The organism is Paenibacillus glucanolyticus, assembly GCF_037333485.1.
In the GTDB taxonomy this organism is placed as follows: Bacteria; Bacillota; Bacilli; order Paenibacillales; family Paenibacillaceae; genus Paenibacillus_AQ; species Paenibacillus_AQ glucanolyticus.
This window is the reverse complement of record NZ_CP147845.1, coordinates 6,187,797-6,202,184: the sequence shown is the minus strand read 5'-3', so window position 1 is coordinate 6,202,184 and position 14,388 is coordinate 6,187,797. Positions and strand designations below refer to the sequence as shown.

The following is a 14,388-nucleotide window of genomic DNA, read 5'->3' as shown; positions in this document are numbered from 1 at the left end:
TATGATGGGTTTGTAAACGTTTTACTTTATAGAGTCCTTAGGGGGAGGCGTGTCACTTGAAAAAAGTAAAAAAGGTATTAAGCATACTGACGGCAACCGCTTTGGTTGCGACACTTGCGGCCTGTGGCGGTACATCTGACAAAGAGTCTGGAGCAGCATCCGGGGGAGATAAGCTAAAGAAAATTACGCTCTTCCAATCTAAAGTTGAAATTACAGAACCACTTGAAGCCTTGGTTAAAACTTATAAAGAAGAAACCGGCAACGAGGTTGAAGTATGGGGTGCAGCGGGCGATGCCTATTCGCAGCAGCTGGTAGCAAAGCTCGGCAGCAATCAGGGACCGACGATATTCAGCGTAGCACAGGGACCCGAGTCCGAGAAGCTGAAATCCTATTTCTCCGACTTGAGCGGTGAAGAGTATGTTAAGAACATTGCGCCTGACATGGAATTGAAGGTCGACGATAAAACTGTTGGCGTTCCATACGGTGTAGAGGGCTTCGGACTTGTATACAACAAGGACCTGGTAGATCCGGCGAATGTGAAAGACCTGGACTCCTTCACCAAGACGATGGAGCAATTGAAGGCTGATGGCAAGAACGGTTTGAGCCTGTCCCAGGAGGCATACTTCCTGATCGGACACATTCTCAATACACCATTTGCGCTTCAAGCGGATCCGCTGGCTTATATTGAACAGCTGAATAAAGGCGAAGTGAAGATGGCCGACACGAAAGAGTTCCAGGAGTGGGCCAAATTCATGGATGTGATCAAAGCCAATGCCAAGAATCCGCTGGAAGTAAAATACGACAGCCAGATGGGTGACTTTGCAACAGAAAAAACGGCTATGGTGCATCAAGGCAACTGGAGTTACTCCATGCTTGCGGACTTCGGTGATTTCGGCTCCAAGGTCGGCATGATGCCGTTCCCGCTTGCGGGCAACGATAAAATCGCCGTTGGCGTGGCGAGCTACTGGGTCGTCAACAATCAGGCTGATGCTGATGAAGTCAAAGCTGCGAACGCTTTCCTGAATTGGCTGTTTACCAGCGACACAGGCAAGAAAGCCATCGTGGACGATTTCAAATTCATTCCGGCTTTAACGAATATTGAAGCAGGCGACCTGGATCCATTGTCCCAAGCGGTGCATGAGGCAACAACGAAAGGCGAGACGATTACTTGGGCACTGAACTACTTCCCGTCGGGCATCATCACGAATGACCTGGCTCCGGCGACGCAGGAGTACTTCATGAATCCGGGCATGACAGGTGAACAGTTCCTGCAGAAACTTGATGAGGTATGGGCGAAAGCATCCAAGTAAGAAGCAGGCAAAGCCGCTGAAGTGAAATAACAATTCCATGAAAACGAAAGCCTAGCCTCCGACGTTCTTATGATCCAAGAGCGTTAGGCTTTTGTTTTTTTTCTAACACGAATTCAAGGTTTGATGCCGCCCGCGCGGGAATCATCCGGAACGGAAAGAAGGTATGGATTATGAGCAAAAGAAAGGACAAAGCCTGGTTTGCCCTGTTTACGGTGCCGCTTCTGTTTATTTTCACGACGGTCGTCATCATCCCGTTCATTATCGGTATTGTGTACTCTTTTGTGAATTGGGACGGTATTCCGGCCAATCCGAAAGTATTCGTAGGGTTTGACAATTACGTTCAGCTGTTCCAGGACGACCGATTCCTGTCATCGGCTTGGCATACGGTTCAATTCACGCTGCTTGCGCTGGTCTGCGTCAATATTTTGGGGCTTGGGTTTGCACTGCTCGTTACGACAAAACTCCGCTCAAGAAACGCGGCGCGGACGATGTTTTTCATGCCGAACCTGATCGGCGGTCTGATCCTGGGTTACATCTGGCAGTTTATTTTTACGGATGCCTTCAGTTTCTTGGGAGAGAAAACAGGGCTCGGCAGTGTGTTCTTTAACTGGCTGCTGCATCCGCAGTTTGCGTTGTATGCCATCGTTGCGGTGTTCACCTGGCAGCTGGCAGGTTATACGATGATCATCTATATCGCGGGAATCCAGGGGATTCCGGATGAGCTGATGGAAGCGGCCAAGGTGGATGGCGCCAGTCTGTGGCAGCGTCTGAAGAGCATTGTGTTCCCGCTGTTGATGCCTTCCTTCACGATCTGTCTGTTCCTGACCTTGTCGGGTGCGTTCAAAATCTATGATGTCAATCTGTCCCTGACCAAGGGCGGACCGAGCAATGCGACAGAGATGTTTGCGATGAATATCTTCAATGAGATCTTTGCTTACGGCAATTATGGCTTAGGTCAGGCAAAAGCGATCATCTTCTTCCTGATTGTTGCTGGACTCACGCTGACGCAAGTCATCATCACGAAGAGAAAAGAGGTGCAGATGTAATGAAGAAATCAGGTAAATGGCTGCTCGACATTCTGCTGTTCCTCTTTGCGCTGGTCTTCTTGTCCCCGGTCTTCCTCATGCTGATTAACTCGTTCAAGGATCGTGCAGAGCTGTATGAGAATGCGCTTGCGCTGCCTTCCTCCTTCAGCTTCGAGTATTATAAATCGGCGATGGAGAAGATGAATTTCTTCACCGCTTTGGGCAACTCGCTCTATGTCACCATCATCTCGGTTGTCATTGTCATCGTGCTCGCCTCCATGACGGCCTGGATGCTGGTGCGTACGGATAACAAGCTGAGCAAAGTCATTTTCTTCACATTTGTGGCAACGATGCTGATTCCGTTCCAGACGCTGATGATGCCGCTGATGCAGGTCATGGACTGGATTCGCAGCAATCTTCACATTCCGATGCTTAATACCCATGAGGGTCTGATTTATATGAATATCGGTTTTACTTCGAGCATGGCGGTCTTTCTCTACCACGGCTTCATTAAATCCGTGCCGGTGGCGCTGGAGGAAGCGGCAACGCTCGATGGCTGCTCCAAACTGGGTGTATTCTGGAGAATTGTGTTTCCGCTGCTGAAGAACATCAGTGTGACGATTGCCATCCTGAATGTCATTGCCCTGTGGAATGACTATCTGCTTCCATCGCTGACATTGTCCGACAAAGGGCTGCGGACCATTCCGCTCTCCACCTTCTACTTCTTCGGGGAATTCACGATTGTGTGGAACCAGGCGATGGCAGGTCTGACACTGACCATTATCCCGGTGGTTATATTCTATATTTTTGCGCAGAAATACATCATCAAGGGGATTGCAGCAGGTGCGGTAAAATGAGGCGGATCATCACGAGAGCGGACGATTACGCTTCCAGCCGTTCAGCCAATGCTGCGATTGCCCGAAGTGTGGATGCCGGTTTTATTAAAAATGTGTCCATTATGGCGCCCGGCCCCTATCTAGCCGAGGCCGCGCAGCTGCTGGCGCATCGCAAGGACATCTGCTTCGGGTTTCATATGACGCTGAATGCAGAGTGGGATAACGTACGCTGGGGACCTGTTGCCGCGAAGGAACAGGTTCCTTCGCTTGTCGATCGGGCCGGATATTTCTATCAGGACCCGATCTTGTTCCGGGATCATCCGCCTTCACTGCAGGAGATTATCGTGGAATGCGAAGCACAGCTTGATAAACTGACCGCAGCAGGGTTCAAGATTTCTTACGCGGACTCTCATATGCTGCCGGAACGCTTTATACCCGGGCTGCAGGAAGAGCTGGACCGCTGGATTGAAGCGAAGGGGCTTATCAACCATCGCGATTACTACAACTTCTTCCCGGGTGGTGTCCCGGACGGCGCCGATTCGTTTGAAAGGGTGCTTAGCGGTCTGACGGAAGACCAGTACTTCTTCCTGTCCCATCCGGCACTGTATTCGGAGGAAATGGTGCAGTGCGGCAATGCTCAAGTGGATGGGGAGGAACTGGCGCGCGGGCGTAATGAGGAGGCTTCCTTTCTTGCACGGGAGGACTTGAATGAGATTAGCGAACGACGGGGCTTTCGTGCGATTCGATATGATGAAGCGGTTCCATTATCCGGTGTATAATGGAAGCGTACGGATGAATGTATCTTGTTAATACAGGGAGAGGCGAAAGGAAGATGAATATGAATACGGTTCCGTTATTGCCAAGAAGTACCCCCGAAAACCAAGGAATCTCATCACAGTCTATTGAACGTTTTATCGCATCGATTCAGGAGAAGGAGCTTGAGCTGCACAGCTTCATGCTGGTGCGGCACGGGCATGTCGCAGCGGAAGGCTGGTGGAAGCCGTATCAGGCGGACAAGCCGCACATGCTCTTCTCGTTAAGCAAAAGTTTCACCTCTACCGCGATTGGACTTCTGGCCCAGGAAGGCCGGGTCACGCTGGAGGATCAGGTGATCGGATTCTTTCCGGAAAATACGCCGGAGGAACCTTCTTCAAATCTGTCCGCCATGACGATACGCGATTTGCTTATTATGGGAACGGGGCATGCCCAGGAGCCTGCCATGCAGTCCGATATCTGGGTAGATGATTTTTTCAAACAAGCAGTCGAGCATGAACCTGGAACTCATTTTGTCTATAACAGCGCAGCGACTTACATGCTCTCGGCTATTCTGCAGAAGGTAACCGGCATCACGCTGCTGGATTATCTGCAGCCCCGTCTGTTCGAACCGCTTGGCATACATGGAGCCACCTGGGAAAGCTGTCCGAAGGGAATCAATACCGGTGGATGGGGGCTTAAGGTGAAGACCGAGGACATCGCCAAGTTTGGCCAGCTCTACCTTCAGAAGGGGGTGTGGGAAGGCCGCCGCCTGATTCCGGAAGACTGGATCGAAGAGGCAACCTCGAAGCAGATATCCAACGGACCTGCGGACTCCACATCGGATTGGACCGAAGGCTACGGTTATCAATTCTGGATGTGCCGTCATGGAGGATATCGAGGTGATGGCGCATTCGGCCAGTTCTGCGTCGTGCTGCCGGAGCAGGATGCGATCATCGCCATTACCTCCGGCCTTGGGGACATGCAGGAAGTGCTGGACGTGGTATGGGAGCATCTGCTGCCTGCCATGGGACCTGATAAGCTGCCGGCTGACACGGGGGCCGAGTCCTCTCTTGCCGGAGTGCTGCAAGAGCTCAAGCTGGATCCCCCAAGGGAAGAAGCGCGTTCCCCGATCGAGCAGGACATTACCGGAATTGTGTATGAGCTGGAGGAGAATGAGGATAAGCTGCATTCGATCTCCATTCGGTTCGAAGAAGATGGCGCTGTAATGGAGCTTGCGGGGGAAGACGGCACGAATTCGATTGCCTTTGGCCGCAATGAGTGGAAGTCAGGAACCACGAAGTTGATTATGCTCGAGGATAACGACTATGCCGCCTCCATGACCTGGAACGACCAGACGCTGAGACTGACGATCCGGTTGACGGAGACGCCGTTCTATTTAACCACGGATTGTACCTTCAATGAGGAGGGGATTCATCTCGCTTACTGGATGAACCAATCGTTTCAGGGCAAAGTGGTCCGGGAGATTAACGGCAAGGCCAAGGCGTAGAACATGTGATTTTTGCTTTTCTCCAAACGGATATGATGTGGTCGTCATCAGACCAATGGGCTAAAGTTTAATCAACCTGGCCTTTTACAGACTGAAATTATGTAAAAAGCTGAACTAGATGATGCTAGTTCAGCTTTTTCAGTATATTCTTATACCTTCTTGGTTCGAGTCGGCTGGGTTTAGAGTATCGTTAACTACAATTAATCAGCTTCTGTATCCATTTGATCGTTATTTCATCTTTGACCTCTAGGCTCCAATCAGTCGGAAAGCACAAATATTGTTCTTCTTCGGGCATTTTAGGCAGCTGAGAATGTACAATAATATCAGCGTTACCGTCATGATTGTAGTATTGAGGAAAGCGGTATTCCTGGCCTTCAAGTGACCGATACACATAAAAACTGAACTCAATATCACCCACTACACAGAACGCATGACCTTGAATCCTAGGATCGCACCAGACATGGGTGCCTTTCAGCTTGCTTAATGAAAGCAGGAAGCCGTTCTTTTGAGCTTCCGTCAAATGAAAGTCGTCCAAATAATACCTGGACGATATTCGATCAAAATTCGTATCGATAATCTGGTAGTTTAGAATAACTTCGGCGCCCTTTTTAAGAACGGTATTAAAATAATCTTTCTGGATTCCGCCCTTATACCTGGATAATCGGCTTTTTACCAAGTAGTCGATATTACTATGGTCTAAATTTCGACCAAACGTTAATAGAAATCGTCTCTTATGCAACTTTACTCTGAACCCCACTTTGGAAGTGAATTATGGTATAAATCAATATTTCCTTTATGATCAGGCCAATCATCTTTTGTATGATAGTGCCACCGAGTATGATTTCTTGATTGGGAAGTAAAGACATCTAGTCTCAAATATTCTGTACCATCTTGACCAAATAAAGAAATAATTTGCTCGCCCTGATTAATCCCGTTCGGTGCGGAAGGTAACTCAGGTCCTTTGTTTCTAGTATAACCATATCTTTCATATTGCGCTTTAATTCCTGGCTCTATTTGAGGCCAAACTTCTCTATCGAAACGATCACCGAGTTGCTGCTGGATTTTCTTTCCCATCTTCTTTTTTACAGCTGCTTTTACTATAGCAGCAACAACCGCCCAAACAATAGGCCAAATCGCCGGTGAAATTTCACTCTGAATACTGGGATCTGACAAGTGACTAATCGTTGAGGTCTGACTATTTGCTATATCTGCAAAAGCAAGTATCAAGGCAAATTCTTTGCTGTACTCGTCGTATTCCTCCATTTTTAATTTTAAATTGTTGTCTGTTTGGATTGCTTCCTCTATGCTTGTAGAATGTTCTTGAATAAATAATAGAAGTTCTTGAATCTCGCTTTCTGATAGTTTTAATTCCTCTTGAGTCTTTTGCAGTTCGCTATGTGCAGGAAGCGCGGATACAGTAATTGCTGCAAATACCGTATTTAATAACATTACCAAAGCCAAAAAAGCGGCTACTTTTTTAATTACTCCCCAAAAACTCAAAAAATCAACCCCTTACTGTTATTTTTTGTAATTAACACGAATAATATATATTAAAATCCTAAAATTTAACAAATGAAAAAAGTTGTGTTTTCTCTAAAAAAATAGTGTGATTATGAATTTATAATAGTAAAAATGGTATATTATAATATTTACAGTTATCTCTTTTACATATGGCGAACTTTTCTACTTCAATTGTCTGCAAATCGAAAAATCAATCGGAACTATAATGATTTTAAAATGCTCAATAAAAGAATCTTCGGCATGCAAAGAAACCTCTCCACTATCGTAATGGAGAGGTTTCTTTGCATGCCGGAAAGCCAGAATCGCTCCGACACGGCCATTGCCTGCGTGATATGTATGTCTTCCTGCATGCCGTCATGATTTTTGCATATGAGTTAAGGTAGAGGGTGCATTTGGTTTACCTTACAAAGGGGGCGCATGCATGGACGGAACCGAGTTTTACCGTAAAGTGATCCTGACGGTGTCCGGCAATAAACTCGTGAAGTGGCTGTCGATCAAATACGGAAGGAAATTGGCAGGCCGATTCATTGCCGGCAATACGCTGGATGAGGCCTTGGATGAAATCGAGAGGCTCAATGCGAAGGGCATTCTCGTCACGCTGGATCATCTGGGGGAGGGCATTACGACGCAGGACGAAGCGGCCGAATACCGCGAGGAATATTTGAAGCTTGTGGAGGGAATCGCACAGCGGGGAGTGCAGTCAAATGTGTCATTGAAACCGACGCAGATGGGCATGGCACTGGACCTTGAGAAGGCTTACGAGAATATCAAGTCGGTGGTGAAAAAGGCGAAAGAGTTTCGCAATTTCGTGCGTCTGGATATGGAGGATTCGCCATATACCCAGGCGACAATCGATATGACGCTGCGGCTCCATAAGGAGGGGCTGCCCAATGTGGGCACCGTGATGCAGGCCTACTTGTTCCGCACGGAGGAAGACGTGCGAAGCCTGATGGAGGCGGGGGTCAATCTGCGCCTGGTAAAGGGGGCATATAAAGAGCCCGGAACCATTGCCTTTCAGCAGAAACGCGAAGTGATCGATAACTATAAAAAATTGATCAAAATGCATTTCGATCAGGGAGCGTACACTGCGATTGCCACGCACGATGACAATATCATCGACTGGGTCAAGGTGTTTGCCGAGCAGAGCCGCATAGAGAAAGAGGATTTCGAATTTCAGATGCTGTACGGGCTGCGAATGAACGATCAGGCTGCGCTTGCAGAGGATGGCTATCGCATCCGTTGTTATATGCCCTACGGGACGATGTGGTACCCGTACTTCACCCGGCGGCTGGCGGAGAAGCCGGCTAACCTCATGATGGTGCTGAAAAATATGTTCAAGTGAGGGGTGTGAACACCGCCCTTACCTTAAAAGAAATAATAAGCTTGCGAGCAATCCATCAGGAAGGACCGCTCCAGCGGGAGGCTGCCTAACCGTTCGCGAGTTACATGCTGGTGCAGGTCCGCCTCCAGATCGGCTAACGCCGATACGGCGAGCAGCATCCGAGTGGATCCCCATTGCTGCTGCTTCTGAGCATAGCGTATGGCCTCAGTCACGGGCATGCCCCGCAGCCTTGCAAATACAGATGCCCAGCGGACCAGATCTGCGAATTCTCTCGTGCTCGGCAGGGCATATTCCGCATAACCGGCTGCTTCTCCGCAGCTGATTTTGAACAAGCCGCAGTTCCAGCTTCGATCACTCCAGGGGATAAAGCGTTCAGCCGAGCCCCAGTCGAAACGGAACATCTCCATATAGCGGATGGGCTCTTCACATATTGTTGGCGCTGTTTGGATGGCTGTTGCCTGTGCTTCGAATTCGATGAGTTTCGTCATGATCTACGCTCCCTTATAAGATGTTATATGCAAGACAAAAAGGCCTGGTGAGCAGAGAAACCCCGCTCTCCAGGCCTTTTTCCGGTTAGCAGCCGATGAAGCGGCCGCTTTAGCTTGGCTGGATCGTGTTCTCTCTCAATACGCCTACGAGGTTAGCTGTCGGATTCGGGCTTGAGAGCGCCCTACCACAATGCCTGGTCAGGCATCGCGGATTCACCCCATTCACCAACAGAAGTCCTATCGGTGATATTGGTTCCCCCGTCTCCCGATCTGTCGGGAGCTCAGCGTATAACGTGTGTTGCGAATAGATGGATGAATCATACGCCGGAGGCAGCCAAAAGTAAATGACCGTATTTGACGCATACATTCCGAAAATCGATGAAATCCGTAAAAGAAAACGTGTACATTTGGTATTGTCATCTATTATCATGGCAAAATCTCAGTATCTCGATGGATTGCGATAAATTCGAGAAAACAAGAGAAATACATAGTATGGAGCAGTATTCGAGAGATAATGAAGACATACTGGTTAGATCTTGTTCCACATTCAGCCACACGTGTTTCTGAGCTCATTTACATCCCGCACGGCCGGACGTATGATACGAACTATGAATTGACGGATGATTCCAAGAGCAGGGCACAGCGGCAGCCGGTCGATAAGATTCATAAGGATACAAGGCAGTGTGAGAGCTGCGGTTCTCCTTTATGAATGAGAACCTCGGCGAAGGCACCATGGGTCTTCCAGAGGCTCAGGGTCAAGCGACTCTCACGGCTTGACTCTGACGGCTGTACAGTTCTGCCAGGCTTGGAATATAAGTCAATAGCTAATTGAATAACATGCTACTCGTTTTCAATTTTCGCTGAGTCCTTGAATGGAAAAGGAACGGGGGAACCAGTCGGGAGATGAACTTGATCTCTCAGGGGTGAATCCCATAGACAAGATAACGGTCTATGGGTAGGGCGACTCTCACGCCCGAATCCGTCAGCTAACCTCGTAAGCGTATCGAGAGAGGCAACGATTGTCGTGGACTTTAGCCACGGTGTATTTCACCGTGGATGAATAAGAAGCCTGCGGGAAGAGTTCTTCTCCTCCCGCAGGCTTCTTTTTGTTGCCTTCTCTTTCTGAAACTTAGGAGGAGAAACACATGGAGAAACCGCAGGATTTCATCTTGGTATCCGCCCCGAATAAGGCCGGGGAGGAATTTATCCGCCAGTTGATGTACAAACATATTTCGTTTGCAGCTATAGCCAACAATCGGGCCGAGCAGGAGAGGATGATGGAACTGGGCTGCAAAGACATTATTCTGATTGATACCAGAGACGAGTCAACCTGGATCATTCCCGAGTTTCCCGTCAGCAAGGTGTTTCTGTTCGAAAGCAGCTTGAATCTGTGCTGCCGCTATTTGCGGATTTGCCGGACATGGACAACAAAGTCGATTTACGTCATTACCCACTCCAGCAATCCGCGGTTGATATATAAGGGACTGGGCGCCGATGTGGTGCTTCATACGAACCATCATCAGGTATCTTTCCTGATTTCGTCCATTGTCAGCTAGTTGCAGATTTAATGCCAAATACGGTTCGTGGAGGATTGGATTATGCAGGATTTTTATATGGTGCTCATATTAGGAGGGACCTACGGACTGTTCATGCTGTTTATGTCCTGGTGTGGACGCGTGGTTTCAGAACCGGAGGCTGATCAGCTGTGATCATATTATTGGTATGTACGCTCTTTATTTTTCTGTATTTGATTTATGCGCTGGTTCACCCTGAAAAATTCTAGGGGAACCGCTGAAGGAGGAAGGCACTCGTCATGGGCATTATACAAATTGCCATCGTTATTCTGGTTCTGCTGCTGCTGGTTAAGCCGCTCGGAACCTATCTATATCAGGTATTTCGCAATGAAGATAACCGAACCGATAAATGGTTCTCCTGGGCAGAGAAGCCGATATTTGCACTGATTGGCTTGAAAGACCGCAAGGGGATGACCTGGAAAGGGTATGCTCTCAGCTTTGTCATTACGAATATCATACTGGTAGCTTCAGGCTACCTGATTCTGCGGCTGCAAAAGGTACTGCCGTTCAACCCGAACGGAATCGATAATATGGAATCAACCTTGTCATTCAATACGATCATCAGCTTTATGACCAATACGAATCTGCAGCATTACAGCGGAGAGTCGGGGCTATCCTATTTTGCGCAGATGGCTGTCATTACGATGATGATGTTTACATCGGCGGCGACCGGGCTGTGCGTGGCCATCGCTTTTATCCGGGCAGTGACCAGTAAGGGGACAACCGTCGGCAACTTCTTCGAGGACTTTGTGAAGGCTCATATCCGGGTATTCATTCCGGCGGCCTTCATCATTGCAATGGTGCTGGTCGCCCTGCAGGTGCCTCAGACCCTGAAGCCTGCGCTCAGCGTGACCACGATGGAAGGAAGCGAGCAGCAAATTGCGGTAGGTCCGGTGGCTGCTCTTGAATCGATCAAGCATCTGGGTACCAACGGCGGCGGATATATGGGGGTCAATTCGTCCCATCCGTTTGAGAATCCGTCCCCTCTGACCAATGTGATTGAGATCCTGTGCATGTGGAGTCTCGGGGCTGCGCTTCCGTATACATTTGGTTTGTTTGCCAAGAGCCGCAAGCAGGGCTGGATTATATTCTCTGTGATGATGACCTTGTTCATCGGCTTCTTGTCTCTGAACTATGCCGCTGAATCAAACGGCAATCCGGCACTGAACCGACTGGGGATTGATGCATCCCAAGGCAGCATGGAAGGTAAGGAAGTCCGGTTCGGGATCGCCCAGTCCTCGCTGTTTACTACAGTGACGACGGCGGCTACGACCGGTTCAGTTAACAACATGCATGATACACTCACGCCGCTTGGCGGAATTACGCCGCTGTCCCTGATGATGCTGAACTCTGTTTTTGGCGGAAAAGGCGTCGGGCTGATGAATATGCTCATGTATGCGATACTGGCTGTGTTCCTGGCCGGGCTTATGGTTGGGCGAACGCCTGAATTTCTGGGCAGAAAAATAGAAGCGCGGGAAATGAAGCTGATCGCCATCGTCATTCTGGTGCACCCATTTATCATTCTGGCTCCGACGGCGCTTGCCCTGATGACGGATGCCGGGCAGGCGGGCATTACCAATGCCGGCTTCCATGGCATCTCACAGGTGTTGTACGAATACACGTCATCCGCAGCCAATAACGGTTCCGGGTTTGAAGGACTTGCAGATAACACGCCGTTCTGGAACATCACAACCGGGCTCGTCATGCTGTTCGGCCGTTATATCTCGATGATCGCTCTGCTGGCGGTCGGCGGTTCACTGATGCGGAAGCAATGGGTACCGGAGACACTCGGGACGTTCCGAACAGACAATAAGCTGTTTGCCGGCATTCTCCTCGCGGTGGTTCTGATCATCGGCGCATTGACTTTCCTGCCTGTGCTGGTGCTCGGCCCGATTGCTGAGCATCTGACGATCCGTTAATTAGAAAAGGTGGCCTATTACCATGAATAATACGAGAACCAAAGTGATGTCCAAAGAAATGGTCAATCAAGCGCTGAAGGACAGCTTCATCAAGCTGAATCCAGCTTTCATGATGAGAAATCCCGTGATGTTTGTTGTGGAGGCCGGAACCTTGGTGGTTCTGCTCATGACACTGTTTCCATCCTATTTCGGTACAGAAGGCAGTACCGGATTCAATCTGACGGTGTTTGTGATTCTGCTGTTTACGCTGCTGTTCGCGAACTTTGCCGAGGCCCTTGCCGAGGGCAGGGGTAAAGCTCAGGCCGATTCTCTTAAGCAATCCAAGAAAGAAATGACCGCCCATAAAGTGATGGAAGGCGGAGGGGTTCAGTCCGTGCCGTCTACCGATCTTCGCAAAGGGGATATCGTGGTGGTTACGCAGGGCGAGATGATCCCTGGTGACGGAGAGGTCATCGCCGGTCTGGCATCTGTCGACGAATCTGCCATTACGGGAGAATCCGCGCCGGTGATCAAAGAAGCAGGCGGCGATTTCAGCTCGGTCACCGGGGGAACCCGGGTGGTCAGCGATACAATCAAAATTCGGATTACCAGCGATCCCGGCGAATCGTTTATTGACCGAATGATCTCACTGGTTGAAGGAGCTTCGCGGCAGAAGACGCCGAATGAAATAGCGCTGAACACACTGCTGATTGTGTTGACCCTGATCTTCCTGATCGTTGTGGTTACACTCGCTCCGATTGCCAAGTATCTTGGCATCGAGCTGTCTGTCCCGGTATTGATCTCGCTGCTGGTATGTTTGATTCCGACCACGATCGGCGGGCTGCTGTCGGCCATCGGGATTGCAGGCATGGACCGGGTGACCCAGTTCAATGTGTTGGCGATGTCGGGTAAAGCGGTGGAAGCGGCCGGAGATATTAATACAATGATCCTGGATAAGACCGGAACCATTACGTTTGGCAACCGGATGGCAAGTCAACTGATCCCGGCCCGTGGCGAAACGCTGGCATCGGTTGCCCAGTGGGCAGCGGTCAGCTCGCTGCTGGACGAAACACCGGAAGGCCGCTCCGTTCTGGAGCTGTTGAAGAAGGAAGGCCTTGAGGTGGATGAGAGTATGACGGCGGGAGCCGAATTCATCGAATTTAAGGCAGAGACCCGAATGAGCGGCATGGACCTGAAGGATGGCCGAAAAGTTCGCAAGGGTGCAGTGGATGCCGTCAAGGCTTGGGTGCTGTCTCAAGGAGGCTCCATACCTCCGGACTTGACGCCAAACAGTGATGCAATTGCTACGGAGGGAGGAACCCCGCTGGCTGTGGCTGTGGATCACCGCATCTATGGATTGATCTACCTGAAGGACACTGTGAAACCGGGAATGAAGGAACGGTTTGAACAGCTGCGCCGGATGGGCATTAAGACCATTATGTGTACAGGCGATAATCCGCTGACTGCAGCGACGATTGCCCGCGAAGCGGGAGTGGATGATTTCATCGCAGAGAGCAAGCCGGAGGATAAGATCGCCGTCATTCGAAAAGAACAGGCCGAAGGCAAGCTGGTGGCCATGACCGGTGACGGAACGAACGATGCGCCGGCCCTTGCACAGGCCGATGTCGGGCTTGCGATGAACAGCGGTACCACCGCCGCGAAGGAGGCGGCCAATATGGTGGATCTGGATTCAGATCCATCCAAGATTATCGAGGTCGTTGCCATCGGGAAGCAATTGCTGATGACAAGAGGCGCGCTGACCACGTTCAGCGTTGCGAACGATGTCGCCAAATATTTTGCCATCATTCCCGCCATGTTTGCAGCTGCTATTCCAAGCATGAACGTATTGAATGTCATGGGACTCGGTTCCCCTATGTCGGCCATCCTGTCCGCGCTGATCTTCAATGCGATCATTATTCCGCTGCTCATTCCGCTTGCGATGAAGGGTGTCGCCTATAAGCCGATGAGCTCATCGAAGCTGCTGCAGCGTAATGTACTTGTCTACGGATTAGGCGGCGTGATCGTGCCGTTCATCGGGATTAAGCTGATTGACATGATTGTCCACCTATGGATTTAGGCGTGTTGGTTAAACCGGGTATATAGAGATAAACCAAAGGTTGATTATACAAGG

General features: G+C 49.7%; 13 protein-coding genes and 2 riboswitches. Of the genes, 10 read left to right on the top strand and 3 right to left on the bottom strand.

Features of this window, described 5'->3' with window-relative positions:
- The first annotated feature begins 56 nt into the window (after nucleotides 1-56).
- From WDY75_RS28600 to WDY75_RS28580, 5 genes are all read left to right on the top strand, one after another.
- Entirely contained in the window at nucleotides 57-1,310 is a 1,254-nt protein-coding gene (locus WDY75_RS28600) for an ABC transporter substrate-binding protein (protein ID WP_036644063.1), read from the top strand.
- Between the two features lie 170 nt (nucleotides 1,311-1,480).
- The gene (locus WDY75_RS28595) at nucleotides 1,481-2,356 is read left to right on the top strand and encodes a carbohydrate ABC transporter permease (protein WP_006207788.1); all 876 of its coding nucleotides are present in this window, start codon (nucleotides 1,481-1,483) and stop codon (nucleotides 2,354-2,356) included.
- The gene (locus WDY75_RS28590; RefSeq protein ID WP_006207789.1) at nucleotides 2,356-3,192 is read left to right on the top strand and encodes a carbohydrate ABC transporter permease; all 837 of its coding nucleotides are present in this window, start codon (nucleotides 2,356-2,358) and stop codon (nucleotides 3,190-3,192) included. The genes WDY75_RS28595 and WDY75_RS28590 overlap by 1 nt, the downstream gene beginning before the upstream one ends.
- Entirely contained in the window at nucleotides 3,189-3,950 is a 762-nt protein-coding gene (locus tag WDY75_RS28585) for a polysaccharide deacetylase family protein (RefSeq protein ID WP_063478394.1), read from the top strand. The genes WDY75_RS28590 and WDY75_RS28585 overlap by 4 nt, the downstream gene beginning before the upstream one ends.
- A gap of 53 nt (nucleotides 3,951-4,003) precedes the next feature.
- A complete protein-coding gene (locus WDY75_RS28580) occupies nucleotides 4,004-5,434 on the top strand; it encodes a serine hydrolase domain-containing protein (protein WP_063478395.1) in 1,431 nt (476 codons plus the stop codon).
- 190 nt (nucleotides 5,435-5,624) lie between these two features.
- On the opposite strand, the gene WDY75_RS28575 is transcribed toward WDY75_RS28580, so the two are convergent.
- Nucleotides 5,625-5,954, bottom strand: a complete 330-nt coding sequence (locus WDY75_RS28575) for a hypothetical protein (RefSeq protein WP_228029893.1) — start codon at nucleotides 5,952-5,954, stop codon at nucleotides 5,625-5,627.
- A gap of 221 nt (nucleotides 5,955-6,175) precedes the next feature.
- Nucleotides 6,176-6,934: a YpjP family protein gene (locus tag WDY75_RS28570; RefSeq protein ID WP_006207793.1), complete on the bottom strand. Its 759-nt coding sequence runs from the start codon at nucleotides 6,932-6,934 to the stop codon at nucleotides 6,176-6,178.
- Nucleotides 6,935-7,376: 442 nt separating this feature from the next.
- Here WDY75_RS28570 and WDY75_RS28565 point away from each other — a divergent pair, with 442 nt between their 5' ends.
- A complete protein-coding gene (locus WDY75_RS28565) occupies nucleotides 7,377-8,297 on the top strand; it encodes a proline dehydrogenase family protein (RefSeq protein ID WP_338841456.1) in 921 nt (306 codons plus the stop codon).
- A gap of 23 nt (nucleotides 8,298-8,320) precedes the next feature.
- Here the strand turns inward: WDY75_RS28565 and WDY75_RS28560 are convergent, their stop codons facing one another.
- Nucleotides 8,321-8,785: a hypothetical protein gene (locus WDY75_RS28560; RefSeq protein WP_063478397.1), complete on the bottom strand. Its 465-nt coding sequence runs from the start codon at nucleotides 8,783-8,785 to the stop codon at nucleotides 8,321-8,323.
- Between the two features lie 125 nt (nucleotides 8,786-8,910).
- Nucleotides 8,911-9,082: riboswitch (cyclic di-AMP (ydaO/yuaA leader) on the bottom strand.
- A 551-nt stretch (nucleotides 9,083-9,633) separates the two neighbouring features.
- Nucleotides 9,634-9,802: riboswitch (cyclic di-AMP (ydaO/yuaA leader) on the top strand.
- A 128-nt stretch (nucleotides 9,803-9,930) separates the two neighbouring features.
- On the opposite strand from WDY75_RS28560, the gene WDY75_RS28555 reads away from it, so the two are divergent.
- The 4 genes from WDY75_RS28555 (at nucleotide 9,931) to kdpB (ending at nucleotide 14,334) form a co-directional block, all read left to right on the top strand.
- On the top strand, nucleotides 9,931-10,341 hold the full coding sequence (locus WDY75_RS28555; protein ID WP_006207795.1) for a hypothetical protein: 411 nt from the start codon (nucleotides 9,931-9,933) through the stop codon (nucleotides 10,339-10,341).
- A 149-nt stretch (nucleotides 10,342-10,490) separates the two neighbouring features.
- Nucleotides 10,491-10,568 (top strand): potassium-transporting ATPase subunit F, encoded by a 78-nt coding sequence (locus tag WDY75_RS30830; protein ID WP_076151255.1) that lies wholly within the window; start codon nucleotides 10,491-10,493, stop codon nucleotides 10,566-10,568.
- A gap of 30 nt (nucleotides 10,569-10,598) precedes the next feature.
- Nucleotides 10,599-12,278: a potassium-transporting ATPase subunit KdpA gene (gene kdpA / locus WDY75_RS28550; RefSeq protein ID WP_063478398.1), complete on the top strand. Its 1,680-nt coding sequence runs from the start codon at nucleotides 10,599-10,601 to the stop codon at nucleotides 12,276-12,278.
- A 22-nt stretch (nucleotides 12,279-12,300) separates the two neighbouring features.
- The gene (gene kdpB / locus WDY75_RS28545; RefSeq protein WP_036644050.1) at nucleotides 12,301-14,334 is read left to right on the top strand and encodes a potassium-transporting ATPase subunit KdpB; all 2,034 of its coding nucleotides are present in this window, start codon (nucleotides 12,301-12,303) and stop codon (nucleotides 14,332-14,334) included.
- The last annotated feature ends 54 nt before the right edge of the window (nucleotides 14,335-14,388 follow it).

Coding starts and splice junctions, on each gene's coding strand:
- WDY75_RS28595 (WP_006207788.1), top strand. CDS start 1,481: ATGAGCAAAAGAAAGGACAAAGCCTGGTTTGCCCTGTTTACGGTGCCG.
- WDY75_RS28590 (WP_006207789.1), top strand. CDS start 2,356: ATGAAGAAATCAGGTAAATGGCTGCTCGACATTCTGCTGTTCCTCTTT.
- WDY75_RS28585 (WP_063478394.1), top strand. CDS start 3,189: ATGAGGCGGATCATCACGAGAGCGGACGATTACGCTTCCAGCCGTTCA.
- WDY75_RS28580 (WP_063478395.1), top strand. CDS start 4,004: ATGAATATGAATACGGTTCCGTTATTGCCAAGAAGTACCCCCGAAAAC.
- WDY75_RS28565 (WP_338841456.1), top strand. CDS start 7,377: ATGGACGGAACCGAGTTTTACCGTAAAGTGATCCTGACGGTGTCCGGC.
- WDY75_RS28560 (WP_063478397.1), bottom strand. CDS start 8,785: ATGACGAAACTCATCGAATTCGAAGCACAGGCAACAGCCATCCAAACA.
- WDY75_RS28555 (WP_006207795.1), top strand. CDS start 9,931: ATGGAGAAACCGCAGGATTTCATCTTGGTATCCGCCCCGAATAAGGCC.
- kdpA (WP_063478398.1), top strand. CDS start 10,599: ATGGGCATTATACAAATTGCCATCGTTATTCTGGTTCTGCTGCTGCTG.
- kdpB (WP_036644050.1), top strand. CDS start 12,301: ATGAATAATACGAGAACCAAAGTGATGTCCAAAGAAATGGTCAATCAA.